The following is a 25,482-nucleotide window of genomic DNA, read 5'->3' as shown; positions in this document are numbered from 1 at the left end:
TTTCATTGAAATACTCCATGGGTTTGGTGTTGTTGGCGTGTTCGTTATTCCCAGTTTATCTAGCCGGTCAACTGATACTGAATAAGCAGAATGAAAGCTCTCTTGAACAAAAAGAGATCAAGCTAGCCAACTCAACGGTAGGTATTCAGCAAACGGTGCAAGAGCAACTAAACCTTACAGCCAGTCTCACGCAGTGGTATTCGCAAGATCGTTCATTGATTAAAGCGGGTGGGAATATCTTTTTCTCTAGCGTTGTGTGGGACAAGATGGAGAGCTTTAACGCACTAGCCGATAGCGTGTCCGCAACCTATATATTGGATAGTAACTGGAAGCCCATTTATGACAGCAAAGGTAGCTTGTATCATTTTGAACAAAGTCAGTTACTTGAGGATTTGAAGCTTCCTCAGTCTGCGTACAAGCAAGGCAAGTTGTTTCACGCTGAGTTTATAGAGCCAGAGATCGCAGATAACGCGGATTCAGGTATCGTTTTTGTCGCGCCAATTTTGCCGTATCGGTTGATAGAGGGCTCAAGTTATACGCCGCAAGGCTATCTCGTCGTGCTGATGGGTTACGGCCGATTAGAGTCTAAAATGGCGCCTTTCCTGTATGACAATGAGTCAGTGGAGTTTGATTACTTGGCTTCGGTTAGCGATAAAACTGAACAAACAGGCTCCCAGTTAATCTCTAACGACAATAAGCTGTTTTCAGAAGCATTAACATTAGCGGTGAAACACCATGTATCGGACAGTGCTCGTTTACAAGAGATGCAGCAATCTCAGGTAGTGTTTGTTCGAATATTATTTGCGACATTAGCCGTCGCAATTGTCTTCGCGTTAGTATTGAATCGCGCCTTTTCGAGACAACTTAATTTGCTCACAGGTTCGGTGGAGTCCTACTCAAACAACCAGCCCCCTGAGCACAATCCAGATAAGCATCGTTTTACTGAGTTCACTGTATTCAGCCGTTTATTGGAAAAGATGTGGTCTCGAATACAGAGTCAATTGAGTGAACTGACGATACGTAATAATCAGTTGAGATCCGCCTATCAACAGATAAAAGAGAACAACCACAAGCTTGAAAGTTTTAACACACAGCTAGAGCAAACGGTTGAAGAGAAAACGAGTAAATTAACGCATTCATTAGCCCGCGAAGAGTCACAGAAAAACCGTATTCTTAAGATCGTTAAGTTTGCTTCTATGAGACAAAGTGTCGAGTATCGCTTGATTCCTGAGCTGGTGGATCAACAACTGGAATCGTTGCTTCCTGATAGCTTAATCCAATTCAGCTTTAACTCTGTTTCTGATGGCGACATTGCTGATAGCGACATGACTAGTCGCGACAAAGATTTAAAAGATTCAAAAGGCACCACGATTGGTTACTTCTCGTCTCAGGGTTTTGGTTTGCTGAGCGAGGAAGACTTATTGATTTTCGACCTATACCAAAAACAGTTAGCTGGTTGGATAGAGCTTGAGAACATTACTCGTATCAACATGCCAACAGGGTGCTACAACCGTAAAGCCTTCGATGAAGATCCGGATTTCTCTAAGCAGCGAGCTACAGAGTACAAAGACAGTTTGTCTTTGCTGATCATTGATATTAATGGACTAAAGACCGCTAACGATCAGTATGGACATGCGGTTGGTGATGAGTTGATCAAAGGCTGTACGGATGTGATTCGCAATCGGTTAAGCCATACCAGTAATCTGTATCGATTAGGTGGTGATGAGTTTGCTATTCTTACTTTGAAGTCTGCTGAGAAACACGCGCAAGGCCCTCACCAACTCGCTGAACAGCTGTATGCAGATCAAATCGATCAGGCTATCGAAACGCAAGTCGGCGTTAGCATACCGGTTAGATTCTCGATTGGCTTCGCGTCAACGGAATCGACAGAAGTCGAGCTACTGTTTTCTGAAGCGGATGAAGATATGTACCGCCAAAAGCGTCGTTATTATCAAGATCTAGCTGAAGTAGCAAAGTAGCGTAAGTCACCTTGTAAATTAGAATCAGGGTTTAAAGATAGGCTCTTACTACCTTCTTCGACCATTTAAGCGAAACTGCTGCGGGGTGACATTGAAGGAAGCCTTGAATGCTTTGATGTAGGACGAGTCGTTTTGATAACCGATTTGGTCGGCAATGCTTTGGATTGAGAACTCTTCATCGAGCAAAGACAACGAGTAAATCAGGCGGATTTGTTGTCGCCATAACTGAAATGACGTATTGAATTCTTTTGAGAATAAGCGCGATAAGGTTCGCTCTGATGCACCGACTTTCTCTCCCCATCTCTTTAGCGACAAATCTAACGTTGGCGTCTCTGTCAGCACTTCAAATATAAGCTTCAAACGCCTGTCTTCGGGTAGCAACAATTGATAGGTCTGAACGTTGTCTTTCATGATCTGATCGTGCAATACCGAAAGCAATCGAGATACCTCTTCATTACTCACTAATCCTTCGCACTGTCTGCGAATTTCCTGCAAGAGCTCATTTAAAAACGGCGTCAGGGTAATGGTTCGTACTTGAGGCTCATACTTAGTACCAAAGGCAGGATTAAGGTAAATACCGACAAACGTCGTATGGCTCAATGCGATAGATTCATGTTGAATCCCTGCAGGCACAAACAAAGCAGAAGTATGGGGCACAAGATGCTGGTAGTGCTCGGTTTTCGTTTGCAATAGGCCTTTGAGTGGGAAGATCACTTGATGCCACGTATGTTGGTGCATTGCATCGACGTAGCCCTTGGGCATATCGATGGTCTTCACTAACGCTGGTGAATTAGGATTGGCGACCATCATCTCATTTGAGGTGATGACTCTGGAGTGAGAATCTATTTGGCGGGTTGGCATGGTTAAGTGTCTTTATGTCCCTATTCTGACGTGGCGAGACTAGGCTATCATGCCCGGCAGAGTGAATGAAGTAGAGAGGGCACGCGTATGCGATATCAAGTTGAAATATCGAAAGAAAACCAACTACTATTCAAAGTCGATATTGAAGGTATTAACCAAAATAAGTGTGAAACATCGCTCGAAACGGTCTTGGCTAAGTTTCCGAAAACAGAAGGTTATCAGCGTCATCTATTGCTTTCGAACAGCGAAACGCGTTACTTAAAGAGCACAGAAAACCACATTGAAGTATTAGCAGCGGTTCCGGTATTTAAATCACTGGGCGAGCAATAAGTTGGCTTTAGCTCGTATAAAACAGCAAATAAGTTTAGGTAAAAGGGAAAGATATGAAGAAGTTAGGCTTAGTAAATAGCGTATTGGTAGGTAAAACTGTTGCCTTTGCACACGGTGCAAATAGCGCCATCAACAAGCAGGTTTCACCTGAGCGTCAGCATGCCAAAGAACTTGGTTTTACCAATGATGAACAAGGCGACCCTCGCTTTCACGGTGGTATTCAAAAAGCCCTTCATATTTATCCAAGCGAGCACTACCCAGTTTGGCAGGAAGAGTTAGGTGACAAAATCATCTTCCAATCTGCAGGCGCATTTGGCGAGAACCTAAGCTCAAGCGGCATCACGGAGCACTCTATTTGCTTGAAAGATAAGATTCGTATTGGTTCAACATTGTTGGAAGTCTCGCAAGGGCGTATGCCGTGCTGGAAGCTGAACGTGAGATTCGATCAAAATGATATGGCAAGAAGGCTGCAAGATACGCTAAGAACTGGCTGGTATTTCCGTGTATTGGAAGAGGGGGATATCGGTGCTGGAGATGAGATCATTTTATGTGAAAGACCTTATCCAGAATGGCCGTTAACTCGCATCATGGGGGCGGTGTTCACAGGTTGTTTGGATAAACAAGAGCTTAAAGAACTGGCGGAGCTACCTTTAGTCGAATCTTGGGGAGCACTTATAGAGCGTCGCCTTGAAACTGGCAAAGTCGAAGATTGGGAAATGCGATTAGTTGGTCCGACAGCGGAGTAAGCTTTTCCTAATACGCAAAAAAACGCTCACTATTTCGATAATGTGAGCGTTATGAGTATTAAGGTGTAAAACGGCTAATGGCTAATGGCTAATGGCTAATGGCTAACGGTTAATGCCTAATCGCTTCACGTACGATTTAAACAGTATTTAAATCTAGCTATAACCAGAAATCTTTAACCGGCATGTCAGGGCTAAAGTGATGTGCAATCTGCGCTTGTAGTAACTCTGCAGTCGCTATTGCATCCGTTAATGCATGATGCGGCGTGTAGTCAGGCAAGTGGTATCGACGGCGGCTCTGCCCTAATCTCACTGACGCAGGCTTCTTGCCTTTGAGCTTATTCCATAGGCCGCCAGCCAGTTTGTTCTGGATTTGAGATTCAATCTCGAGCGTGTCGAGGACTGGAAATTCGATCCCTTCACCTAATCTCACTTTCAGTGCGTTATCCAAAAAATCACGCTCGATACGACGGTAATGAACCACTGGGATGTGACCCGCCAGCGATTCTAATATCTCATCTAACACCTCGCTAAGGTCTGGCGCGTCAATGATGTCGTTGTGAGTGATGCCATGAATAACTACAGAGTCTTCTTCTAATTTCTGCTTTGGTCTCAGTGTCCAGTGTTTGGCTTGTCGTAAGTAAATACGATTTAGCGTAAACGGGACAAGGCCAATGGTAATGATGCCATCTTTGTTTGGGTTTAAACCCGTAGTCTCAAAGTCGACAGCTAAGAAGGTTACTTCTGATAATGGCGTATCAGGCGCAGGAAGAGGTTGGCTATAAAATTGCTTTAAGCGTTCGTCTCTCGCTCGTTCCAGCTTTTGAGCAAACTTAAATGGCCAATCGACCGCAGGTGATCTGAATAGTTTGTTCATAGGCCCTACTTAAACTTATTGCTGGCTTGATAACGGAACTTAAGGAAGTTCTGCGCATTACTTAATATTTGGAATGCGTCCTTTAGGTTACGTCGCTCGAAGTCAGATAGGTTCTCTGGCTCAATGTTGTTATCCGGTTCTATGTTGTTGTCGACATCGTGTGCCTGGTGGCGAATACGAACTAAGGAGATAAATTCCATCGCATCTTTCAAGTCTTGAGCTCGGCCTTTTGGCAGAATACCTGCGTCGATAATGTCATCCAAACGTTCAAACGAGTTCTTCGAGCGAGAGGCTACTGCCAAAGAGTGAACACGAATTAGATCGGCAAGTGGCGCGGTGCCACGACGTTTAAGGTTGATCGAGTTGTTGTGACGACCATCTTTCTCCATCACGAAATCTTTGAAGAACCCGAGTGGCGGTGTGCGGTTAAGCGCATTACGAGCAAGACATGCTAAGAAACGGTTGTTCTTACGTGCACGGCGAACAATAAAGCTGTTCAGTTGTTCCGCCCATTTTAAGCGGCCGTAGACACCGTCTAAATCAAAGAAGATAGAAGCGTTCAACAGCGCTTTCGGGTTTGGATCATCAATCCAATCGGCAAAGCACTCTTCCCATTGGCGACGAGTCATACGCCACGTTGGGTTGGTGGCCATGATGTCACCGGTACAGTACACATAGCCACACTGATCTAAGCCATCACAAATAAAGGTCGATAGCTCTTCAAAGTATTTACCGTGTTTTTTCTCGTCGTAGGTGTCATCAAGAATAATGGCGTTATCTTGGTCAGTGACGAGTAATTGCTCATCACGTCCCATCGAGCCGAGTGCAAGGAAACAATAAGGAATGGGCGCTTTACCTAATTTCTCTTCGCCTAGCTCAATAATACGTTGCTTAAAGCTACGGCCGATTACCGACATTGCGGTACCCACCATGTGCGCGTTGGCATCTTCGTTAACCAAGCGCACAAAGCTGTCTTTTACTTGTTCAGAAAGTACTTTAAGATCTTCAATGCTTTGTTGTTGGAAGATGCTGCTTACCAATAACAGTGAGTTTTGAGACTCGTAGCGAACAATATCGGTCGCTTCGATAATACCGATAGGTTTCTTATCTTTAAGCACTGGCAAGTGGTGAACGTTGTAGCGAAGCATGGTCATCATTGCTTCATATACATAGGCATTGTGGTCGAGTGAGATAACCTCTGGTGTCATCACACTGGATACTTCATCCGACGGGTCAAGGCCTTCGGCTAGAACGCGAGTACATAAGTCTCGGTCGGTAATGATGCCGATAACAGGTGTTGAATCGTCTTCATCATCTTCAACAATATCAGGGTCGATGATCAGTAGAGAAGAGACATTGTCTTCTGCCATCATGGTTGCGGCTTGTTGGATGGTGCGCGTTTTCTCGATCATCGGCGCTTCGCTGGTCAAGAGCGTTTTGACCTTAGATGTCGACAAATCGTTGGCGTCATTGCTGTCTGAGTTTGCTTGGCGAAGTCGCGCGTTATCTTCCACCTCGACAAAGTCGGCGAATGAATCATAGTTGTCGTAGAGCTCTTGGAAAATCGGCTCAGGGATGCAGTAAAGAAGGGTATCTTCGGTCGCTTTAACTGGGAAGCGAACTTTGTTGTTGGTCAGCAACCCCATTTGTCCAAACACATGCCCTTCATCAAGGCGATTATAGAGTTCGCCCTTACGACGATAGACTTCGACTTCGCCACTTCGAACGATATAGAGGTCATGAATTTGATCACCAAAGTGAATGATAGGGGTATCTTGGCGGTAATAAGAAATTTCCACACTACTGGTCACTTTCACCAATATCTCTTCAGGAAGTTCAGAGAAAGGGGGGTATTGTGCCAGAAAGTTTTGAATCTCTAATAACTCAGCATCCATAATGATCATCCATTGGTTTGTATGATTTCATGGTACAACATTTGATAATAATTTTCCGGCACAAATCAATCTGTGAGCTAAAACCTTTTTAAAGTCTTATGGATAGACTAATCTTTCAGTTAATGGAGTGACAGTTGAAGGATGATAGGAATGTCGAAGTGGAAGCTTAGTTTGGTACCTGCGGTTTTTATGTTTTCTCCAAGTTTGTCGGCGGACACTAACGCGGTGGATATTCTTGATTATGACCATGTTTATGCCACCGCGCATTCGGGCAGTTTAAATGAAGATGCAGGCAGTAATAACAATGCCTCGTCGTATGGATTAGGCGTCAGTTACGCGATGACCGATGATTGGCTGTTGTTAGGTGACTATAGTGCGCGCTTCATTCATCCAGATGAAAGTACCACTCGAATTGATACCTTAATGGCAGGGGCTGGGTATCGTTACAGCATCAAGAAAGATTTGGATATTGTCGCTTCTTACTTGCTGGGTATTACTAAAGGTGAGGTAGAGCTTAATGGCAGCAACGAAACCATCGAATCGGATACTGAATTTGTCCAAGGTGTAAAAGCCGAGCTTAACTATGGTTTTGCAAAGCGTTGGATTGCTAACGGCAGTGTACAAGTGAACCGAAGTGACCTGTTTGATGAAGAAATTTACCACGTGGGTTTACGTTATCTCGTGACCAATAAGTTTGCGATTGGTGGCTCTTATCAACACAGAGATGGTGAGGGTAGTAAAGGTGGAAGCGAGAGGACGAACGAGCTAGGTGTGGAATTTTTCTTAGAGTATTAACCAGCAACGCAGAGGCTAAGCGTTAGTACGCAGAGACTAAGTGTTAGTAACGAAAAGGCTAAGTGCCTTAATAGCTATTATATACATAGATATTATATACAAAGAGACAGACACAAAAAAGCCAGCTTAATCGCTGGCTTTTGTCTATCTATAGGTCGACAGATACAGGTTTCGCTTTTCGATTAAAGAACCGCAGCAAGACCTTTACATAGAGGACCCATGTTTGACTTAGTCATGCCAGCAACACTGATACGGCCAGAGCCAACAATGTAGATAGCGAATTCGTCTTTCAGGCGAGTTACTTGCTCTTTGCTTAGGCCTGAGAACGAGAACATGCCGTTTTGGCGCTCGATGAATGTGAAGTCTGCATCAACACCTTCAGATTTCAGTGTTGTTACGAATAGCTCACGCATCTCTTGGATACGGTCACGCATTTCTGCCACTTCCGCTTCCCATTCAGCACGTAGATCAGCATCACCAAGGATGTGAGTTACTACAGCACTACCGTGCGCTGGTGGGTTAGAGTAGATAGAACGGATGATGCTCTTAACTTGAGAGAACGCTGTCGTTGCTACGTCTGCAGATTCTGCAACTAGAGTGAATGCGCCCACACGCTCGTTGTACAAGCCGAAGTTCTTAGAGAATGAGCTAGCAACAAGGATCTCTTTGTTGTATTGAGCAAAAATACGTAGACCAGCTGCATCTTCTTCAACGCCTTTTGCAAAACCTTGGTAAGCAAAATCGAATAAAGGAAGTAGTTTCTTCTCAGCAACCAGTTTAGCCAGCACTTCCCACTCGTCAGTTGTTGGGTCGATACCTGTTGGGTTGTGACAGCAGCCGTGAAGAAGAACGATATCGCCTTCAGAAGCTTTCTCTAGGTCAGCAACCATGCCTGCGAAGTCTTTGTCTTTTGTTTCAGCGTTGTAGTAGCTGTATTGAGCTGTCTCGATACCCGCAGCAGCGAAAACGCCGTTGTGGTTTGCCCAAGTTGGGTTACTGATCCAGATTTTAGCATCGCCTAGTTGGCGCTTGATGAATTCGCCAGCAACGCGAAGTGCACCAGTACCACCAGGAGCTTGTGCAGTTTTCGCGCGTTGAGACGTTACGATCTCTGCGTCTGAACCGAAAAGAAGCTTCTGAACCGCTAGGCCGTACTCAGCTGTACCTTCAATTGTCAGGTAAGATTTGGTTTTTTCGCTTTCAAGAAGTGCAGCTTCTGCTTTCTTTACTGTTTTAAGTACAGGCGTTTGGCCAGCTTCATTTTTGTAGATGCCAACACCAAGGTTGATTTTCTCTGCACGAGAGTCTTTTTTAAACTCTTCAGTAAGGCCGAGGATAGGATCGGCGGGAGCAGCTAACACTTTTTCAAACATAATCTTCATCCATGTCAATTGAGAGGGGATAGTATCTATGGGTAGTTATACCTGTATGGAATTTTTAAGACAATACGAAGTGAACAGAAAGGCCAAAAAAAATCCATTTCAATCAGATTTATTGACTAAAGAGGGTATTTGATAACAAAACACCCTACGGATTAACCTATAGGGTGCAAGAAGTTAGTGGTTTTTATATAGATTAGGCTGGTTGAGCAATAAAGCTTTCACGCTCGAGTTCACTTGGTACATTTTTGCCATCTTTGTAGGTCGCGGCAATCGAAACAAACTCTTGTTCGACAGCCAGAAAAGCTTGGACAACTTGCGGATCAAAATGCGTCCCATTGCCCTCCAAGATAATCTGCTTAGCTTGTTCATGAGTAAAGGCTGGCTTGTAGACTCGTTTTGATATTAACGCGTCATAAACATCGGCTAATGCCATCAAGCGACCGGATAATGGAATGTCCTCACCAGACAGCTGATTTGGATAACCGCTGCCGTTCCATTTTTCGTGGTGGGTCAGAGATATCTCTTTCGCGACTCTCAGGAAAGAGCTGCTTCCTAACTGCTTTTCTGCAATAGATAACGCTTCAGCACCAATTGCGGGGTGACCTTTCATTATCTCAAACTCTTCGTCAGTTAATTTGCCCGGCTTTAATAACACGTTATCAGGAACGCCTACTTTGCCTACGTCATGAAGTGGGGCAGATTTGTAAAGCAGCTCTATGTAGTTTGGTGTTAACAAGTTTGCGTGGATTTCCGACTTACTGAGCTCTTGTGCGAGTACCTTTACGTATTCTTGGGTTCTCAGAATGTGAGCACCGGTTTCATTGTCTCGAGATTCTGCCAACGCAGACAAACTTACGATCGCAACGTCACGGGTAGTTTTGACTTCGTTTTGTGCCGTTTCGAGGCTATCAAGCATGGTGTTGGTCATTGATGCCATTGAGCCAAGCTCGTTGTAACCGAAAATAGGTAAACGAACGCCTTGTTCGCCATTGGTGACCTTGCTCAATGCACACTCTTGGCTAAGCAAAATGCGTTTAATCAGTTTGCTCCAAAGTGTCATGATGATGATTGCGTAGCCACCCAGCACCACTGCCAAATAAATGAACTCTTTGATCACGCTGATCTTGCCTGTTCCATCTAATAAGCGGTCAGGGTTATGTTCTAGCCAAAAGATGTCTTTGACGGCGATCATAGTTAGCATGGTGGTTAGTGTTACCAGAAGCACGATAACCAAACCAATCATTTGCTTAACCAGCGAACTCCTTTCGCCAATCAGTTGGAAGTCAAATTGCCCAGTCGCCTCCATTTTATCCATTTGGTTGAGTTGGGCGCTCAATTGAAGAATGGTACCGGTAAAGAAGCCAAATAGGCTCATGCCAAACAGTACTTTCAAATTACTGTCTATGGTGAATTCATAGCTTAAATTGTAGTAGAGCGCGAAAGGCACACTTGCAGCAAAAAATAGCAGGGTATCGAACTGCGCGAAGCGACCTTGTTTGACTAAGGTGTGTTGCGCTAATAAGTAACGACGCGCGAGCCATAATAAGACAAACACAATACTTACTTGTGTGAAAATCTCTAACGTCGTTAAGCTTTCGAGCATTGGGCACACCCGACTGCCGTAGGTGCCAAACAGCACGCCAGCGATGACGTATAATTTAGTCGTTAGCGATTGATTGTAATTTGAAGTATCCATCGATAAGCCTTTGTTCTCATTCTTATTAGATTTATGCATTCATTGATTCACGACTTTAGAATTACGAGTAATTAGCATAACTGGCGTGAATAAGACCGGAAATTCTATCGATAGCTTTCGTGGAATGATACAAGAAACTGGTTTGTGTTAGTGATTTGTTAGCTAGGTGGGGGTTATTGCAGCATTACTATGAAGATACTTGAATAGCCTCGTTGAGATTAGAGGCTATTCAGTCGGTATACTTGAGTGGAATCGCGAGTGATTGAGTTCGCTATCTACTTTAAAACAATTACTTTTTCAGGTTGATTTCAGCTTCGATAGAACCTGTTTCAATCTCAGGGTGAGACGCTAGTTTGTCTGATGCCCATTGGTTAAGGTGTTTCAGAATAGCAGACACCGCGTGTTTCTCATTTGGTGCTTGGTCTTGATCGACGTCGATCTTCTGCTTTGGATGTGAGCCTGTTGCATCTTCAGCGATATGTAGCCAATCTGGGTGCCAGTAATATGGCTGGCCACTCGGTGTTGTCCAACTATGAACACCGTTTGACTCTCCTTTATAACTTAATTGGTCTGCTTCTATTTTTTTCATTGTTATCTCGCATGTTTTTTGGGTTACATCAAATTATAGAGGCGTAGAACGAACTTGGCTCCCGCCTTGGTTACAAACTTAGCAAAGCATACAAAGTTATCTGTGAACCAATTCACACTATTATAGAAATTAGGTCCAATCATATGGATAGCAGCAATAGTTGTTAACGTTAGTGATAAAATCCCCGGCTTATTAGAATTTATCTAGGTAGTACAATTAGATGGCGCGTTATGAAGAGCTTGCAAAGGATATTCGAACTCAGATCGCTAATAACACTTGGCGATCCGGAGAGAAGATCCCTTCGGTACGCATGAGTTGTCGAAATTACAACGTCAGCAATAGTACTGTCTTACAAGCCTACCAATTGTTAGAAAGCGAAGGGTGGATCATCGCTAAGCCTCAGTCGGGCTACTTTGTTGCACCACGTGTGGACGGCGTTGATTATGAACTGCCGTTAGTACACAAAAAGAAAGCCATTAATGATCGCTTATTCGACTTTTTGAAATCGAGTTCAGCAGAGGGTGTGATTCCTTTTGGCTCAGCATTCCCCGATCCTGACCTTTTCCCATTACCTACCTTGACTCGAAACCTTGCCAGTGCTGGTAGAAAGATGACAGGTGCCAGTGTGATCAATAATCTGCCACCGGGCAGTGAGTCCTTAAGAAGACAAATCGCGCAGCGTTACCTGCAGCAAGGCATTACGGTTAACCATCAAGATATCGTGATTACCTCTGGCGCAATGGAAGCGCTTAACTTAAGCCTGCAAACGGTTACTAAGTCAGGTGATAATGTTGTGATTGAATCTCCCGCTTTCTATGGTGCTTTACAGGCAGTAGAAAGATTAGGACTCAATCCTATCGAAGTGGATGTTTGTCCAATCAATGGATTGAATATTGAGCAGTTTGAAAGAGCACTACAAAACCAAGATGTAAAAGCGTGTTGGCTGATGACGACGTTTCAAAACCCGACAGGGACAAGTTTGTCTGAAGAAGCGAAGCGCCGTGTAGTTCGGATTGCAGAACAACACGAAACCTACATTATTGAAGATGACGTATATGGTGACCTCTACTTTGAAGGGCATAAACCCAAGCCACTTAAAGCCTTCGATAAGACCGATTCTGTTCTGCTTTGTGGTTCGTACTCAAAAAGTCTGTGTCCGGGTTATCGGGTCGGCTGGGTTGTGAACACGCGTTTCAATGATGCCATTCAAAAGCTGCAGCTTCTTTCTACACTGTCGAGTAGTGCGCCTGTGCAACTTGGCGTCGCACACTTCTTAACACATGAAAGCTACGACAATCACCTTCGTAAATTACGTAAAAATCTTCTAGTGAGAAAAGAACGATTCATTGAGGTCATCAAGCAGTACTTCCCGCATTCCGTCGAGATTGAAGAACCGGCTGGTGGTTACTTCATATGGATTCGCCTTTCCGCCAAATTCGACAGTCAACAATTTTACCAACTAGCGATTGCTCAGGGGATCAGCGTCGCTTCAGGCGATCTGTTTAGTGAGCAGGGCAGAGTAGATAACGCGATCAGATTGAACTTCTCTTATGAACTCACAGAAGAGAAAGAACAAGCACTAATCTTGCTTGGCAAACTGGCACATCAACTTACGCATTCGTAAAATCTTAAGTCACTCATAAAACAGAGCATGATTTCAACTGTACGGATTGTTTCTGGTGCAACTGTACGCCTTGTACAACAAAGAGTTGTGATTCAATACAGTTAGACCAAATATTGGAGATACCGTTATGTTGAAAATGACTATGGGAAATGAAGTTAAGCTGATTATCGTCGCGATTGTGTGTGCGCTTCTGCTTATTCTCGGACACGTATTGCTGGCAAAAGCCTTCGCTGATATGGCTTGGGCTGAATACACAACAGCGGCTATCCCGTTCGTTATGATGGCAATCTGCGGTCTCGCGATAAAATACGCTATCGACCAAGATGTCGATTAAGCCGATTATCCAGTCGAATTATTTTAAGCCCTGCCAGAAATTGGCAGGGCTTTTTCGTTTTAAATGACCTGAACTTTTGAATGATTGCATTAAACCTGAGCTCTGAAGGCTATCTCATACTTTAATGCCACAGGCTTTGTAAGTCTGTGTAAGCGAGAAATGGTGATTATTTGGAATATGCATCACCTTTAGTCAAAAACTTGGCTTATTGGTTGTGCTAGGAAATAACCAGAGCCTACCTTTCGCCGTTATATATTCACGTCAATTATTGGTCGCTATGCGATAAAAGTGACCAGAGTAAAGGCTTACAGTACCTTACAGGTTTAAATTTCCCATTTATTACAATTGGTTATGACTAATTGAGATGCGGGATTATGAGATTGAAATATACAAAAACAAACATGTGCATATTGGCTTTGTTAGCCACCAATGCTTCAGCAAGCGAACTCCATGTTGATTTGAATCGACTAAGTAATTTTTCGGAAGTTGGTACTAATAGACTGTCTATTACCAGTGAATTTATCGGCTATGAGCTTGATGAGGGAAAGTATCGTTACGCAAGAGATGTTGGCTTAAACGGCTTAGATTGGGCTTTTCTTTATGGAGAGCATCAAAGAAAAGATAAACCCAATAGTGCCTTAATTGGTGATGTGAAGGTTATTGGTGATTTAAAACAAGTCGCTAATTCAGAGACTAAAAATGCAGTTGGCAATCGTTACTACTGGCAAGGCGGCGACTCTACGGATTATAACCAAGAGCTGGCTTTTTCAGGTTTGCTTGTTGGTTCTAGTGGTTTCTCTTTTGACGTTCAGCCGAGTAAAGAAGGGCGATTTTCTGTAGAGCTTTATACGCATAATTGGCTGTCTTCTGCTGATGTGACGGCATGTATTAACAAGCAATGCATCACAATTAAAAATGACATTTCATTTCACATGACCAGTGTCAAAAATACGATTGTTTTCGAATCTCAATCGCCAGACGACATCGTAGAAATCTCATATTCACGCCAATATAGGCAGTTTGATTTTGAATCGAGACAAGGCTATCACGCTATTGAGGCTATCCAGTTGAGAGAGGTTGAGTAACATGAAAAGAATCATTCTAGCATCAGCAATTTTAGCGACTTTTTCTGCTCACTCAGGTCTCGGGAAAATGGATCGTTCGGTCACTCAACACAAAACGTTCGCTCTACAAACTCAGTTCGATTTTGCCTGTCATATGAATGCGGGTTCCGCGACCTTAATTGACCCTTACTGGGTGATAACGGCAAATCACGTATCAGGCTCTAAAAGTGAAGGGTATGAAAATGCAGTAACTTGTTCTTCTTATGAAAAAGATGAGGACGGTAAGTACAACGTTATTCATACATCACGTGCGACTACTGACCCTGATGGTGGGTGGGGGGAGTATGAATTTACCGATGGCATTTATGATTTCGCTCTGGTGCGCTTAGACACGCCAATAACCGGTATTAAACCCGCGAAGTTACCAGAGAAAGGGATGTTCGATCATTCACAGGTTTATGAAGTAAATAGCGTTGGCTTTGGTAACTACAACGGCCGTAATGGCGGGAAGAAATTTGTTAAGTACAATGACACAGACAAGAAATGGTTAGCTGAATATAAATATAACCCGGTGATCATGCCTCAAAGTGATTTGCAGTGGCTGATTATCCATGGCGACTCAGGTTCAGGCATTACGATTGAACGTGACGGCGAGTTTTACATTATTGGAGAGATAGGCCTTCAATACTATGGCGAGCTTGGTTGGCAAGATACCTTTGACGATGTTTTGGGGAGATTAGATTCCTTAAACAATGATATGAGAGCGCATGGGTTTAGTTACTCGAAGCCAGTAAATCTTGGTGATGTAAGATGGACGCCAACGACCCAGAACAGTATCGAAGATCTTCATGCCTTTTACAGCTACTGGAAAGCTGGAAGTATGGATTTTAATGGTACTTATTGGACGAAGGATGGCGGTATTTACAACACAGCTTATGCGCAAGAAGGTGAAACGTACACTTTTGAAACTGTCATTCCTGCAAACCCAAAAGCGCCCGCTTTTGATGTGTTTGTAAATGGTCGTCAGGTTGCTCATAACATTAAGGCGGATAAGGAGAGCTTATTCTTTAAAGTGAATGCTTTTGAGCAAAAGGGTGATCAGATGGTGATTGAATTTAAGCCGTTAGAACCGACGGGCGAGAAGATACTTTTAGATCACTTTTTGGTTCGTACTGTCGAGTAGACTGAGCTGTTAAGCTTTTATCAGAAGGCGCTTATCAATAGGGGCTTATGAACATACCCTTATAAATAAGTGCGTATAAAAAAACCTCCGTATATACGGAGGTTTTTATCTATTTAATTATCTATCTATACTGACTTCTCTGAAAGAAGAAAGCTGAGATTAGAAGTTAGCAGAGCGTGGTGTACGTGGGAACGGGATAACGTCACGAACGTTGCCCATACCTGTTACGTAAGACACTAGACGCTCAAAGCCAAGACCGAAGCCAGCGTGAGGCACTGTGCCGTATTTACGTAGGTCGCGGTACCAGCTCATGTGCTCAGGGTCGATACCCATACCAATCATGCGCTCGTCTAGAATGTCTAGACGCTCTTCACGTTGTGCACCACCGATGATTTCACCGATGCCTGGTGCAAGTACGTCCATTGCTGCAACTGTCTTGCCGTCGTCGTTTAAGCGCATGTAGAAAGCTTTGATGTCTTTCGGGTAGTTCTTAACGATAACAGGTGCTTTGAAGTGCTCTTCAGCTAGGTAACGCTCATGCTCAGAAGACATGTCGATGCCCCACTCAACGTCGAATTCAAATTTCTTACCAGAATCTAGTAGGATTTGGATTGCGTCAGTGTAGTCAACTTGTGCGAAATCAGCGTCTACGAATTGCTCTAGACGAGTGATTGCTTCTTTGTCGATGCGAGAAGCGAAGAACTCAAGGTCGTCGCGGCGTTCTTCAAGAACAGCAGCGAAAACGTACTTAAGCATGTCTTCAGCCAGTTTCGCTACATCGTCAAGGTCTGCAAACGCAACTTCAGGCTCAACCATCCAGAATTCAGCTAGGTGGCGGCTTGTGTTTGAGTTTTCAGCACGGAACGTAGGACCGAACGTGTAAACCTTGCTTAGTGCACAAGCGTAAGCTTCAGCATTAAGTTGGCCAGATACTGTTAGGAAAGTTTCTTTACCGAAGAAATCTTCGTTGAAGTCAACTTTGCCTTCGTCAGTGCGAGGCAGGTTTTCCATGTCTAGCGTCGATACGCGGAACATTTCACCAGCGCCTTCTGCATCAGATGCAGTGATAAGCGGAGCTGAAGTCCAGAAGAAACCTTGCTCGTGGTAGAAACGGTGAATCGCTTGAGATAAACAGTTACGTACACGTGCTACTGCGCCGATCACGTTCGTACGTGGGCGTAGGTGAGCAACTTCACGAAGGTATTCAATAGAGTGACGTGTCTTAGCCATTGGGTAAGTGTCAGCGTCTTCAACCCAGCCTACAACTTTAACGTCAGTTGCTGCTAGTTCGAAGTCTTGACCTTTCGCAGGAGACTCAACAATCTTACCTGTTACTTCAACAGAGCAGCCAGTTGTTAGCTTTAATACTTCGTCTTCGTAATTATTAAGATTATTAGGAACCACGGCCTGAATCGGGTCGAAACAAGAGCCGTCATAAATGGCAAGGAAAGAGATTCCAGCTTTGGAATCACGACGTGAACGGATCCAGCCGCGAACAGTTACTTCACTGTCTACCGCTAGCTTGCCGCCAAGTACGTCTGTTACAGGCGCGTAAGTCATGTTGATTTCATTCTCCATTGAGGGACAAATTCAACTCAAAGTCTCTAGCATTGAGGCAAATGAACATATATTTGCACAATAATTAGCCGAAACATTGAGTTGTATAAACTTTTTAAATCGATTGAACATATTACCTGTCATACCGACAGCTTCAACCTTTATTCTTGCTTGGTGAAAGAAATATTGTGTCTACTGACGATAAATAGGTTTGAGGGTGTGTTTTTTGTTCGATTTGGCTTTCTGTTTGGTATTTGTTTGAGTGCTAGGGAGGTGCGCTAGCGCTAATGGTTAAGTATTCTTCAATACCTTGTAAATCGATGTGAGCAGAGTGATTGAAACGACGTGACCTGACGTTGGTTACAACATAGAGCTGGCTGAAATCGAGACCGCTAGCGGTTTTTGGCCGGATTAAGAAGCGTTAATATTCGAAACCTTTGTTTGCAAGATTGGACGTGTGATTAAAGTAGCGCTCACTTTATATTGGCAGCCATTCAAGCTTGTGCGTTACCCGAGCTATCTGTGTAATACCTAGGTTTCCTTGTTTAATATCTATATTACCTTATGTAATGCCTAAGTTACCTAGTGCAATACTTACACTACCTTGTCCGAAACTTAAGTGACAAACACAAAGCACAAGTGTGAGTCCATCTAATAAACAATCACCCACTAGAGGAGTTTAATATTCACGTGTTAATTACGCCGCCTTAACCCCTGCATTCTCTCTACACCCGCACTTTTCGAGCGCTCGCTCATTCAAGAAAAACAGTCGATCAAATTATGTCTGAACAAGGCAGGACTGGCTGTACAAGTAAAAGAGAATTACATGCTTAATTATTTAAAAAAACACTGGTTATCAAACGTTAAAGGAGATTCATTATCTGGGATTGTGGTTGCACTCGCATTAATCCCTGAAGCCATCGCATTTTCAATTATCGCAGGCGTCGACCCTAAAGTAGGGCTTTATGCTTCTTTCTGTATCTGTGTTGTAACCGCTTTGGTTGGCAGTCGTCCGGGGATGATCTCTGGGGCAACGGGCGCAATGGCGCTGTTGATGGTCACCTTAGTGAGAGAACACGGGCTAGAGTATCTGCTCGCAGCTTCATTTCTTGCTGGCGTCATTCAAATCGCGGCTGGATACCTCAAGCTTGGTAATCTGATGAATTTCGTGTCCAAATCGGTGATTACTGGGTTTGTTAACGCGCTCGCTATTCTTATATTTATGGCTCAGATCCCTGAGTTGATCAACGTCCCTTCGAGCGTTTACGTGTTAGTCGCCTTGGGTTTGGCGATCATTTATCTGCTTCCTTATTTTCCCAAGTTTGGTCGTGCAATACCTTCTCCATTAGTCGCGATTGTTGCCCTGACTATTATCAGTTTGTTATTTGGTTTAGATGTCAGAACGATTGGCGATATGGGCAAGCTTCCGGATTCACTGCCTGTGTTCTTGATCCCTAATATTCCATTCACGTTTGATACGCTCACAACCATCCTTCCATATTCTATTGCTCTATCTCTTGTAGGTTTATTGGAATCATTGATGACGGCGACGATCGTGGATGACCTGACCGATACTGAAAGTAATAAGAACAATGAATGCAAAGGGCAGGGCGTTGCGAACATCGTGGCTTCACTATTTGGTGGTATGGCGGGGTGTGCGATGATTGGCCAGTCGATCATTAACATCAAATCAGGCGGCTTAACCCGATTATCCAGCTTGATCGCCGGGGTTGTTTTACTGCTAATGGTGGTGTTTGTTTCTGATTGGTTGAAGCTGATACCGATGGCCGCTTTAGTGTCTGTGATGATCATGGTTTCAATCGGCACGTTTTCATGGCGCTCTGTTGTTGAGCTTAAAGACCACACACTCCCAACCAATGTAACCATGTTAGCAACCGTGGCGGTGGTGGTGTTTACTCACAATCTCGCAATAGGTGTTGCGGTTGGCGTGGTGCTATCGGCTCTGTTTTATGCGCATGCTAGCAAGTCGATGGTCTTTATATCCGATGAAGTGGTGACTAACGAAATGCACACTACCCACCGAGTAAAAGGCCATGTCTTCTTTGCTTCTTCAGATGCGTTTGTCGATTTATTTGATTATGACAATGCGACCTCTTTAGTGACCATCGATATTTCGGATGCGTCTTTCCTAGATAACACGTCGGTTGAGGCGCTTGATAAGGTCGTATTTAAGTTCCGTAAAAAAGGCGCTTATGTAGAAGTCGCAGGAATGGATACCGTGAGTGCGAATCTGATATTCAAACACGCGATGTACCACAAGCATAAAGACTTAACCGCGGTTTCCATTACGCACTAATCATGGTTTAAGGTACTTTGAAAGCCTGAACTAGACATTGTTATGAAGATAAAGCGCTCATCATTGAGCGCTTTTTTGTTGATGTCGGTAGGGGAGTTCTAGCGACCTATGACTGACCTCTATCGTTGGTCTTTGAGTTCGATAAGGTGAATTGGTTGATAAGAGATTCAAGGTGATCAGACAGCTCTTCTAAATCATTACTGATTCCACGAGTCTCAGCCGCAGACTGCGATGTGTTATCGGCGTGAGAAGTGATGGTTTCAACCTTTTGTTGAACATCTTCGGTCGCGTGTGTAGTGGATTGCGTCTGTTGTTGAATATTTTTCGCATGAGCCAGCACTTGTTTCATTTCTTCAACGACACCATTCATTTCAACGGACAGTGCGTCGATATCTGTTGAGCTTTGATGTGCTTGTTCGCAAACGCGATCGGCAGAAGTCAGCGACTCTTCACTGCCTTGCTGAAACTGATGAATGATAGACTCAATACTGCCAGTTGCCTCTGCCGTTCGTGATGCAAGATTTCGAACTTCATCTGCCACTACTGCAAAGCCCCGACCTTGCTCTCCCGCACGAGCCGCTTCAATCGCCGCATTTAAGGCTAGAAGGTTGGTTTGGTCGGCAATGCCACGAATCACACTTAATATTGAAGAGACCTCTCCGGTTTGCTCATTGAGTGTCAGTATCTTGTGTTTCACTTCTTCTATGCTACTGACTAGGTTCTTTATCTCACTACTTGCATCATGTGCTTGGTTCGCACTTTTACAGGCCACATCAGCGGTATGATTGATGAGTTCTGACGCGGTTAAAGTGGCTTGTTCTACATTGACTTGTTGCGCCTGTATCCCTTCGATATTGTTTTGTACTTCAGCGGTTTCGTTTTGTTGATCGCTGGCGGCTTGCTCGGTAATTTGTGCAACACTGGTCAGTTGGTTGGCAGACGCATTCAGTTTGTGCGAGGTGTCTTGTACCTTCTCTAAGCTGTCGGAAACCGTGCCCATGAACGAGTTGATGGAGTTAGCAAGCGTGCCAATTTCATCTTTGCTTTGCTCTGGCAGCCGAGTGGATAGGTTTTTATCACTGCTGACTTGGGTCATAAAGCGAGAGGTTTGTTGAAGCGGGCGAACGATTATCTTACGAATCAATCCCATAGTAAGAACGAATCCGGCAAAGGAGATCACCGCCATGATACCGATCGCTGTCATCGTTTGAGTATTGATCAGCGAGTTGACATGGCTAAGGTTATATTCAAGTCGAATTGCACCTAATACTTCCCCTTCTGGCGCCATATGACATGCCACACAATTGGTGCCGCGATAGTTCTCGCTCGACTTCATTGGCAGAGCAATAACCAAGCCTTTTCCCCAATCGGCAGAAAAGGGTTCGATAACGGTTTCACCCGCTAGCGCTCGTTTATCAATATCATCCATAGGTGTTTGGTTGTCATTGCCAGGCCCGTATAACTTACTCACCGCATCAGCACGCAATACACGAACATTTTCAATGCCTTCTTGAGCTAACGCTTTCTGACGAAGGGTCTCTTTTTGTGCCATGGTGCCAGTGAGCATCATCATATTGAGGCTATCGAAATAGTTGCTCGCTTTATCGTGAAGCTGCTCACTTAACACTGAGTTTACAAGCTGCTTTTGCTGTGAATATTGAAAGTAGGTCGATAATACTAATAGAAAAGTGAACACGATGGCGAGGGCCACTAGGATTTTAAAGGTGATTGTTGAGCGCATAAGGTGTTTGTTTTTATTAATTATAATGACGCGCATACTTTACGTGTAAGAGACCCTACCACCTATGAGGTATAACCGATTGTGTGACCACACTCCGGTTGTGGTTATGTTTCTGTGATGTAGCGAGTTTGTGATGATGTTCTTTGGGCGAATGAAAGGGAGTTTATCGTTAAATTTGAAGAGTATGAAAAGCCCAAATAAACGTACATGACTTAAACAAAAATTACTTTCTAAAAGGCACCTAATAGATGCCTTCTTCTTCGTATTATTCAATCTGGCTTAACTGCTGAGTCAGTATCATTCCAGTGAGCTTTTACCTAGTTAGGTTTAAGCCCAGTTGAAGTGCCATGCTTAGCTCATTGCGTTCAACAATCTCCTCGACAACTTTGCCTTCATCATTGAATCGGAAGTAAGTAAGGCTAGTCCAAGTAACGTTTTTGCCATTCAGTTGGTAGCCTTTCCACTCATCAGCACCTTTAGCTCTGTGAGTGAGCGCAACAACAACTTGATGGCCGTCTTCTACGATTTTTTGAAACGTCGTTTCCAGTGATTCATATCGGTCAGTAACGTGAACTTTTAACATGGCTTCGAACTCAGAGAGGCCATTAATTATCTTATTGCAATCAGGTCGATGGATCATTGTATCTTCGGCGAAATATTCGCCAATACGGTGAGTTTGTTTACCGTCTACACAATGCTTAAAGTAGTCTTTTACAACCTGAACTTGTTTGCTTGTCATAGTTTCTATCCTTATGTCTGTTGAGTGCCAACAATCTAATGGAACGTTACTGTCTTGAGTAGAGCCCATTTTGTGGATAATCTGTCGACAATATGTAAACAGTGGGGTGAGGTCATGAACGTATTAACGTCTATTAAGTCATTTATTGTGACTGTTGAGGAGGGCAGCTTTACAGGTGCGGCTAAGAAGATCGGAGTGTCGAAGTCTTTGGTTAGTCGCCATGTAAGAGAGCTTGAGGCTTACCTAAATACTCGCTTATTGAATCGTTCTACCAAGTCACTGTCCTTAACTGAGGTTGGTCGTCGCTATTTTAATGAGGCTCATGGGTTGGTCGACGGCATTGAAGATTTAAATGATTCTTTGAGGTTTGATAGTTCAGAAATGGTTGGCTCTTTGAGTGTTATGGCGCCTCAAGGTCTCACTGAGATTATGTTGATGCCCTTCATTTTGACATTTTCAAACAAATACCCAGATGTGGCGTTAAATCTCATGCTTTCAGATGGTGTTCAAGATCTCGCGACGGTTGGTTATGACATTGCGATTCGTTCTGGTGATTTAGTTTCGAAAGACTTAGGAATGATCGCGCGCACTATCTTTGTAAATCAGAACTTGGTTTGTGCTTCACCTAAATACCTAGAAAATAATACAGAGATTACAACGCCAATTGATTTAGCTAATCACACCATAATTGAAGATCCAAACCTTAAGAATGATGGTGTGTGGAGGTTTGAGCTTAGTGGGCATTTTCATGATGTAAATCTGAAGCCAACACTCACGGTAAACAGCGTGCAAGCAGTGAAGGTCGCTGTTCGTTTAGACTATGGTATTGCAATGCTACCAAAGCAATTGGCCGAAGAAGATATAGAGTCTGGCGCAATTGTGGAAATTCTGCCGCAGTATGCGCTTAAAGAAAGAACGGTTTACGCACTTTACCGCGAGCGAGTGAATACGCCGCGCAAAGTGAAGGTGTTTATTGATGAACTATGTGAGCACTTCTCTTGCTGTTGAATATACTGGCCAAGCGTCATTATTAAAATCCACCTGCCAAAACAGGTGGATTTTTACTTTTACTTTTACTTTTACTTTCAATTGCCGATTGCCAGTTAGCTGACGGTTGAAAGGGGAATGGCGTCAGAGATTGATTTTTCTAATCTGATGGCGATAAATTTCGAGGTAGGGGTAAAGGTTCGTTCACCATAGCTGTCTAGAGGAACCAAAGGGTTGGTTTCAGGATAGTAAGCCGCCGCCTGACCCTGTGGAACGTCATAAGCCACCAAGGTAAACCCTTTCACTTTTCTCGTTACACCATCTTCCCAAAGCGACACCATATCGACCTTGTCACCCGGTTTAAAACCGAGCTTCAATATATCGGCTTCATTGATAAACAAAACTTCGCGCATACCAAAGACACCGCGGTAACGATCATTCAAGCCATATAACGTGGTGTTGTATTGGTCATGGGAACGCATGGTTTGCAAGATCAGATCGGGTTTATTACCCCCTTGCAACACCGCTTCATTAATCAGCTGTTTTGGTAGTTCATTGGAGCCAAATTGCGCTTTGCCGCTGATGGTGTTCCATTGACGATTTGCGGCAGGATTGACTAAATGAAATCCACCCGGATTTTCCAGTTTCTGATTGAAGTCAGTAAAGCCCGGAATCGTATCTGCAATGAGGTCTCGAATATGCCCATAATCTTGAATGACCCAATTCCAATCGATTGGATGGCTGCCCAGTGTGGCATTGGCAATACCCGCGACAATGGCTGGTTCAGAACGTAAATGCTCTGATCGAGGTTCGAGCTGTCCGTAAGAGATGTGAACCATGCTGAAGGTATCTTCGACGGTGATGCCTTGTGGCCCATTAGCTTGTGTATCGATTTCCGTTCGCCCCAAACATGGCAAAATCAAGGCATCTTGACCGGTAACAAGGTGAGAGCGATTGAGTTTGGTTGAGATATGAACGGTAAGGTCACAATTTTTCATCGCCAGATGTGTGCGAGGAGTATCGGGTGTGGCTTGCGCAAAATTACCACCTAAACCAATAAAGACTTTCGAGCGTTTTTCCTCCATAGCTTTAATCGCTTGTATGGTGTTGTGGCCTACATCTCGTGGGACATTGAAGTTAAAGCGGCGTTCTATGCTATCTAGAAATTGGTTTGAGGGTTTTTCATCGATACCCATCGTACGATCGCCTTGGACATTACTATGCCCCCTAACCGGTGATAGCCCAGCACCTGGCTTACCGACGTTGCCGCGCAACAATTGCACATTGGCTACTTCTTTGATGGTTTGTACTGAATGACGATGTTGTGTTAGCCCCATAGCCCAACACATGATCACCTTTTCTGAACGGCGGTACATGTCTGCGACCATTTCTATTTCGCTTAAAGCTAACCCCGATTGTTCAGCGATATGCTCCCATGTTGTCGCATCAACTTCTGCTAAGTATTCATCAATACCTGTGGTGTGTTCGCTGATGAATTGACGATCAAATATGGCTTTGCCTTCGGTTGCGAGCGCATCACGTTCCCATTGCAGCAAATATTTAGCCATCCCACGAAATACCGCCATATCGCCACCTAATGCTGGTCTTAAATAAGCGGTATTGGTTGGTTTTGAACCATTGCTTAACATTTCAACTGGAACTTGAGGATTTTGGAAACGTTCAAGTCCACGTTCTTTCAATGGGTTGAAACAGATCACCTGAGCGCCGCGTTTTACCGCTTCACGCAATGGTTCAAGCATGCGGGGGTGATTAGTGCCTGGGTTTTGCCCGAGCACAAAGATCGCGTCTGCTTGTTCAAAGTCGTCAAAAATCACGGTTCCTTTGCCCACACCGACCGTATCTTTCATGCCAATTGCACTGGCTTCGTGGCACATGTTTGAACAGTCAGGGAAGTTATTTGTTCCAAACGCACGGACGAAAAGTTGGTACAAAAACGCCGCTTCATTACTGGCTCGACCCGAAGTGTAAAATTCGGCTTGATGTGGCGAGTCGAGTTGCTTCAAATGCTTGGCTACGAGCGAAAATGCTTCGTCCCACGCGATAGGGATATAGTGGTCGGATGCAGCGTCGTACTTCATCGGATGGGTTATTCGACCTTGGTATTCCAGCCAGTAGTCTGTTTGTGATGACAAGGATGTTACGCTGTGTTCAGCGAAAAACTCAGGATCCACAAATCGATTTGTGGCTTCCCAGTTCACGGCTTTTGCACCGTTCTCACAGAAGTTCACTTTACTGCTGTGTGGGGATTCCCCCCATGCGCATCCCGGACAATCAAAACCACCGTTTTGATTCGTTTTAAGCATTGTTCGAATGTTTTTGATGGCGTTTTCGCTGCCCCACCAACTCTTAGTGACGGCTTTTAACGCACCCCAACCACCAGCAGGACCTTTATATTTTTTTATCTGTTCTTTTTGGCTCACAACTGCACTCCTCACACACGGGAACGGCAGTAAACAAGGGAACCGGTAAAAACAGGCGCGTTATAAAAATAAGGCGGGAGTAAAACGGTTTTGATTATTTGGTATCGATACCTGTTTACTGCTTTGAATATTTAGAAATAGACTGGCTAATTGTTTGCCATGATCTAAATCAAAGGTTATGCCGTTAAGGGGCGGTGCGTCCAATTGATATTGCCGACTAAGTGATAAATAGAATCTATCATGGCGAGTAAATATGGAAAGTGTCGCTTTTGTCACAGTGATAAATAGACTTTTCACAGTGATAAATAAAATTTATTAGCCAGTGCGATGTGAGCTCTATTTTACGAG

Annotated in this window: 20 protein-coding genes; 10 read left to right on the top strand and 10 right to left on the bottom strand. The window is 44.0% G+C overall.

Annotation, left to right across the window (positions count from 1 at the left end; translation table 11 throughout):
- Positions 1-17: 17 nt before the first annotated feature.
- Positions 18-1,979, top strand: coding sequence for a bifunctional diguanylate cyclase/phosphodiesterase (locus tag AACT19_RS13605; RefSeq protein WP_076646723.1), 1,962 nt, complete (start codon positions 18-20; stop codon positions 1,977-1,979).
- 48 nt (positions 1,980-2,027) lie between these two features.
- On the opposite strand, the gene AACT19_RS13600 is transcribed toward AACT19_RS13605, so the two are convergent.
- Entirely contained in the window at positions 2,028-2,840 is an 813-nt protein-coding gene (locus AACT19_RS13600) for an AraC family transcriptional regulator (RefSeq protein ID WP_076646721.1), read from the bottom strand.
- A gap of 87 nt (positions 2,841-2,927) precedes the next feature.
- Here AACT19_RS13600 and AACT19_RS13595 point away from each other — a divergent pair, with 87 nt between their 5' ends.
- The gene (locus AACT19_RS13595) at positions 2,928-3,170 is read left to right on the top strand and encodes a hypothetical protein (protein ID WP_004734698.1); all 243 of its coding nucleotides are present in this window, start codon (positions 2,928-2,930) and stop codon (positions 3,168-3,170) included.
- A gap of 53 nt (positions 3,171-3,223) precedes the next feature.
- Complete coding sequence (locus AACT19_RS13590; protein ID WP_076646719.1) at positions 3,224-3,916, top strand: MOSC domain-containing protein; 693 nt, start codon at positions 3,224-3,226, stop codon at positions 3,914-3,916.
- Positions 3,917-4,073: 157 nt separating this feature from the next.
- On the opposite strand, the gene AACT19_RS13585 is transcribed toward AACT19_RS13590, so the two are convergent.
- Complete coding sequence (locus AACT19_RS13585; protein ID WP_004734700.1) at positions 4,074-4,790, bottom strand: 3'-5' exonuclease; 717 nt, start codon at positions 4,788-4,790, stop codon at positions 4,074-4,076.
- A 5-nt stretch (positions 4,791-4,795) separates the two neighbouring features.
- Complete coding sequence (locus AACT19_RS13580) at positions 4,796-6,685, bottom strand: DUF294 nucleotidyltransferase-like domain-containing protein (RefSeq protein ID WP_004734701.1); 1,890 nt, start codon at positions 6,683-6,685, stop codon at positions 4,796-4,798.
- A gap of 150 nt (positions 6,686-6,835) precedes the next feature.
- Here AACT19_RS13580 and AACT19_RS13575 point away from each other — a divergent pair, with 150 nt between their 5' ends.
- Positions 6,836-7,480 (top strand): TonB-dependent receptor, encoded by a 645-nt coding sequence (locus AACT19_RS13575; RefSeq protein WP_029222477.1) that lies wholly within the window; start codon positions 6,836-6,838, stop codon positions 7,478-7,480.
- Positions 7,481-7,662: 182 nt separating this feature from the next.
- On the opposite strand, the gene AACT19_RS13570 is transcribed toward AACT19_RS13575, so the two are convergent.
- The 3 genes from AACT19_RS13570 to AACT19_RS13560 all read right to left on the bottom strand — a co-directional run bounded on the left by AACT19_RS13570 (position 7,663) and on the right by AACT19_RS13560 (position 11,147).
- Entirely contained in the window at positions 7,663-8,853 is a 1,191-nt protein-coding gene (locus tag AACT19_RS13570) for an amino acid aminotransferase (protein WP_017086475.1), read from the bottom strand.
- Between the two features lie 202 nt (positions 8,854-9,055).
- The gene (locus tag AACT19_RS13565; RefSeq protein WP_076646717.1) at positions 9,056-10,597 is read right to left on the bottom strand and encodes an HD-GYP domain-containing protein; all 1,542 of its coding nucleotides are present in this window, start codon (positions 10,595-10,597) and stop codon (positions 9,056-9,058) included.
- 250 nt (positions 10,598-10,847) lie between these two features.
- Positions 10,848-11,147 (bottom strand): hypothetical protein, encoded by a 300-nt coding sequence (locus AACT19_RS13560; protein WP_017083346.1) that lies wholly within the window; start codon positions 11,145-11,147, stop codon positions 10,848-10,850.
- A 220-nt stretch (positions 11,148-11,367) separates the two neighbouring features.
- Between AACT19_RS13560 and AACT19_RS13555 the strand changes: the two genes are divergently transcribed.
- The 4 genes from AACT19_RS13555 to AACT19_RS13540 all read left to right on the top strand — a co-directional run bounded on the left by AACT19_RS13555 (position 11,368) and on the right by AACT19_RS13540 (position 15,352).
- Entirely contained in the window at positions 11,368-12,771 is a 1,404-nt protein-coding gene (locus tag AACT19_RS13555; RefSeq protein ID WP_076646715.1) for an aminotransferase-like domain-containing protein, read from the top strand.
- Positions 12,772-12,898: 127 nt separating this feature from the next.
- Positions 12,899-13,105 carry a hypothetical protein gene (locus AACT19_RS13550; protein WP_004734707.1) on the top strand — a complete coding sequence of 69 codons (207 nt, stop codon included), beginning with the start codon at positions 12,899-12,901 and terminating at the stop codon, positions 13,103-13,105.
- Positions 13,106-13,512: 407 nt separating this feature from the next.
- Positions 13,513-14,190, top strand: coding sequence for a hypothetical protein (locus AACT19_RS13545; RefSeq protein ID WP_076646760.1), 678 nt, complete (start codon positions 13,513-13,515; stop codon positions 14,188-14,190).
- Position 14,191: 1 nt separating this feature from the next.
- The gene (locus AACT19_RS13540; protein WP_076646713.1) at positions 14,192-15,352 is read left to right on the top strand and encodes a trypsin-like serine peptidase; all 1,161 of its coding nucleotides are present in this window, start codon (positions 14,192-14,194) and stop codon (positions 15,350-15,352) included.
- Between the two features lie 159 nt (positions 15,353-15,511).
- Here AACT19_RS13540 and asnS read toward each other — a convergent pair whose 3' ends face one another.
- The gene (asnS, locus tag AACT19_RS13535; protein ID WP_004734710.1) at positions 15,512-16,912 is read right to left on the bottom strand and encodes an asparagine--tRNA ligase; all 1,401 of its coding nucleotides are present in this window, start codon (positions 16,910-16,912) and stop codon (positions 15,512-15,514) included.
- 823 nt (positions 16,913-17,735) lie between these two features.
- Here asnS and AACT19_RS13530 point away from each other — a divergent pair.
- The gene (locus tag AACT19_RS13530; RefSeq protein ID WP_076646711.1) at positions 17,736-19,226 is read left to right on the top strand and encodes a SulP family inorganic anion transporter; all 1,491 of its coding nucleotides are present in this window, start codon (positions 17,736-17,738) and stop codon (positions 19,224-19,226) included.
- A gap of 106 nt (positions 19,227-19,332) precedes the next feature.
- Here the strand turns inward: AACT19_RS13530 and AACT19_RS13525 are convergent, their stop codons facing one another.
- Together AACT19_RS13525 and AACT19_RS13520 are read right to left on the bottom strand one after the other, a co-directional pair.
- Positions 19,333-20,967 carry a methyl-accepting chemotaxis protein gene (locus AACT19_RS13525; RefSeq protein WP_076646757.1) on the bottom strand — a complete coding sequence of 545 codons (1,635 nt, stop codon included), beginning with the start codon at positions 20,965-20,967 and terminating at the stop codon, positions 19,333-19,335.
- A gap of 313 nt (positions 20,968-21,280) precedes the next feature.
- Positions 21,281-21,706 carry an ester cyclase gene (locus tag AACT19_RS13520; RefSeq protein ID WP_017086469.1) on the bottom strand — a complete coding sequence of 142 codons (426 nt, stop codon included), beginning with the start codon at positions 21,704-21,706 and terminating at the stop codon, positions 21,281-21,283.
- A gap of 114 nt (positions 21,707-21,820) precedes the next feature.
- Here AACT19_RS13520 and AACT19_RS13515 point away from each other — a divergent pair, with 114 nt between their 5' ends.
- Positions 21,821-22,714 carry a LysR family transcriptional regulator gene (locus AACT19_RS13515; RefSeq protein WP_065608343.1) on the top strand — a complete coding sequence of 298 codons (894 nt, stop codon included), beginning with the start codon at positions 21,821-21,823 and terminating at the stop codon, positions 22,712-22,714.
- A 95-nt stretch (positions 22,715-22,809) separates the two neighbouring features.
- Here the strand turns inward: AACT19_RS13515 and AACT19_RS13510 are convergent, their stop codons facing one another.
- On the bottom strand, positions 22,810-25,134 hold the full coding sequence (locus AACT19_RS13510) for an FdhF/YdeP family oxidoreductase (RefSeq protein ID WP_076646709.1): 2,325 nt from the start codon (positions 25,132-25,134) through the stop codon (positions 22,810-22,812).
- Between the last annotated feature and the right edge of the window lie 348 nt (positions 25,135-25,482).

The sequence above is a fragment of the Vibrio sp. 10N.222.47.A9 genome, assembly GCF_963872585.1.
Taxonomy (GTDB): domain Bacteria; phylum Pseudomonadota; class Gammaproteobacteria; order Enterobacterales; family Vibrionaceae; genus Vibrio; species Vibrio splendidus.
The sequence above is the reverse complement of the archived record's forward strand: the minus strand, read 5'-3'. Positions and strand labels throughout refer to the sequence as shown.

Coding starts and splice junctions, on each gene's coding strand:
- AACT19_RS13605 (WP_076646723.1), top strand. CDS start 18: ATGGGTTTGGTGTTGTTGGCGTGTTCGTTATTCCCAGTTTATCTAGCC.
- AACT19_RS13600 (WP_076646721.1), bottom strand. CDS start 2,840: ATGCCAACCCGCCAAATAGATTCTCACTCCAGAGTCATCACCTCAAAT.
- AACT19_RS13595 (WP_004734698.1), top strand. CDS start 2,928: ATGCGATATCAAGTTGAAATATCGAAAGAAAACCAACTACTATTCAAA.
- AACT19_RS13590 (WP_076646719.1), top strand. CDS start 3,224: ATGAAGAAGTTAGGCTTAGTAAATAGCGTATTGGTAGGTAAAACTGTT.
- AACT19_RS13585 (WP_004734700.1), bottom strand. CDS start 4,790: ATGAACAAACTATTCAGATCACCTGCGGTCGATTGGCCATTTAAGTTT.
- AACT19_RS13580 (WP_004734701.1), bottom strand. CDS start 6,685: ATGGATGCTGAGTTATTAGAGATTCAAAACTTTCTGGCACAATACCCC.
- AACT19_RS13575 (WP_029222477.1), top strand. CDS start 6,836: ATGTCGAAGTGGAAGCTTAGTTTGGTACCTGCGGTTTTTATGTTTTCT.
- AACT19_RS13570 (WP_017086475.1), bottom strand. CDS start 8,853: ATGTTTGAAAAAGTGTTAGCTGCTCCCGCCGATCCTATCCTCGGCCTT.
- AACT19_RS13565 (WP_076646717.1), bottom strand. CDS start 10,597: ATGCATAAATCTAATAAGAATGAGAACAAAGGCTTATCGATGGATACT.
- AACT19_RS13560 (WP_017083346.1), bottom strand. CDS start 11,147: ATGAAAAAAATAGAAGCAGACCAATTAAGTTATAAAGGAGAGTCAAAC.
- AACT19_RS13555 (WP_076646715.1), top strand. CDS start 11,368: ATGGCGCGTTATGAAGAGCTTGCAAAGGATATTCGAACTCAGATCGCT.
- AACT19_RS13550 (WP_004734707.1), top strand. CDS start 12,899: ATGTTGAAAATGACTATGGGAAATGAAGTTAAGCTGATTATCGTCGCG.
- AACT19_RS13540 (WP_076646713.1), top strand. CDS start 14,192: ATGAAAAGAATCATTCTAGCATCAGCAATTTTAGCGACTTTTTCTGCT.
- asnS (WP_004734710.1), bottom strand. CDS start 16,912: ATGACTTACGCGCCTGTAACAGACGTACTTGGCGGCAAGCTAGCGGTA.
- AACT19_RS13530 (WP_076646711.1), top strand. CDS start 17,736: ATGCTTAATTATTTAAAAAAACACTGGTTATCAAACGTTAAAGGAGAT.
- AACT19_RS13525 (WP_076646757.1), bottom strand. CDS start 20,967: ATGCGCTCAACAATCACCTTTAAAATCCTAGTGGCCCTCGCCATCGTG.
- AACT19_RS13520 (WP_017086469.1), bottom strand. CDS start 21,706: ATGACAAGCAAACAAGTTCAGGTTGTAAAAGACTACTTTAAGCATTGT.
- AACT19_RS13515 (WP_065608343.1), top strand. CDS start 21,821: ATGAACGTATTAACGTCTATTAAGTCATTTATTGTGACTGTTGAGGAG.